Origin of the sequence: Mesorhizobium sp. M7A.F.Ca.CA.001.08.2.1 (genome assembly GCF_003998455.1) — a bacterium.
Classification (GTDB): Bacteria; Pseudomonadota; Alphaproteobacteria; order Rhizobiales; family Rhizobiaceae; genus Mesorhizobium; species Mesorhizobium ciceri.
This window is the reverse complement of record NZ_RZPW01001089.1, coordinates 1-1556: the sequence shown is the minus strand read 5'-3', so window position 1 is coordinate 1556 and position 1556 is coordinate 1. Positions and strand designations below refer to the sequence as shown.

Annotated in this window: 2 protein-coding genes; one reads left to right on the top strand and one right to left on the bottom strand. The window is 65.3% G+C overall.

All coding sequences use genetic code 11. The features are described 5' to 3' along the window. Positions 1–756 (top strand): dihydroorotate dehydrogenase (quinone) (gene pyrD, locus EN914_RS35025; RefSeq protein ID WP_127389672.1); only part of this gene is annotated, 756 nt, incomplete at its 5' end. Between the two features lie 268 nt (positions 757–1024). On the opposite strand, the gene EN914_RS35020 is transcribed toward pyrD, so the two are convergent. Next, positions 1025–1556, bottom strand: a 532-nt coding sequence (locus tag EN914_RS35020) for an MATE family efflux transporter (protein WP_245497925.1), incomplete at its 5' end; no start/stop codon positions are given.

The following is a 1556-nucleotide window of genomic DNA, read 5'->3' as shown; positions in this document are numbered from 1 at the left end:
GTGATCAACCGATTGGGCTTCAACAATGAAGGCCATGCGGCGGCCGAAAAGCGCCTTGCCGCGCGCAAGGGGCGTGGCGGCATCGTCGGCGTCAACATCGGCGCCAACAAGGACAGCAGCGACCGCATCGGCGACTATGAGCGCGGCGTCGCCCGGTTTGCGCAATACGCCAGCTATCTGACCGTCAACATCTCCTCGCCCAACACGCCGGGCCTGCGCAATATGCAGGCGCGTGAGCAGCTTGGCGAGCTCTTGTCGCGGGTCATGGCCGCGCGCGCCGCGGCAACCGCCCAGCCGCCGGTGTTCCTGAAGATCGCGCCGGATCTGGTCGAGGCAGAGCTGGAGGACATCGCCGCCGAAGTCACGGAAAAGCGGGTGGACGGCGTCATCGTCTCCAACACCACCATCTCCCGGCCGCCACTGCGCAGCGGCGACACCGCGCGCGAGAGCGGGGGGCTCTCCGGCAAGCCGCTGTTCGAGCGTTCGACCATCGTGCTGGCGAAGATGCGCAAACTGCTCGGGCCGGAGCTTGCCATCGTCGGCGTCGGCGGCGTCGATTCCGCCGATACGGCGCTGGACAAGATCCGTGCGGGTGCCGATCTGGTGCAGCTCTACACCGGCATGATCTATGCCGGGCCTTCGCTGCCAGGCCGTATTCTTTCCGGAATGGCCCGTTTCGTCGAAAAAGAACGGCTGAAGTCGATTTGCGAGTTGCGCGACAGCCGCCTCGACTTCTGGGCGTCCAGGCAACTCTGAACTGCTCTCAGGAGCGCAGGTCGCGGCTGACGGCCCGCTCGCAGATGGTGCAACGAACTCGGGTCGACGGGTTCCTTCGGAGCTTTCGCCGGGCGTTGGCTGACGGCGCATCAAACAAAAAACCCGCCAGTGCGGCGGGTCATTGGCGCAAATCAGCACCATGGGCAAAAATCTACCATAGCTGAGATCACCGAGTCAAGAAAAAATTCCTATCGCGAAGCAGCCGCTCGGTGTCCTGGAGGGCGCAGGGCCTTCCGGGCGGCACCGTCTAAAACGCCGTCCGCACCCTGAGCCGCAGGATCGTCAGCAGGCTGAAGCCTCGCACCAGCAGGAAGACGTGCAGCGCCGCCCACAGTCCATTGTTGCCGAAGGCCGGCGCAAGGGTCAGCAGCGCGGCCGCGAAAACCAGGAACGACAGCAGCATCATGTTGCGCATGTCGCGGGACCAGGTCGCACCGATGAAGACGCCATCCATCTGGAACGCCAGCACACCGCTCAGCGCCGTGAATGCCGCCCATGGCAGGTAGATGTCGGCCACCGAACGGACGTCCTCCGATGTCGTCACGAGGGCGACCAGATTGGCGCCACCAGACAGCATTACCAGCGTCGCGGCTCCCGCCAGCCCGAAACCCCAGAACAGCGTCAGCCGCACGGCCTGGCGGAACGGTGCGGCGGCACGTGCGCCGACGGCACGGCCCGCCAGCTGTTCGGCGGCGGTGGCAAAGCCATCGAGGAAATAGCCGGCGACGAGGAAGAAATTCATCAGCACGGCGTTGGCGGCCAGCGTCACCGTGCCGAAC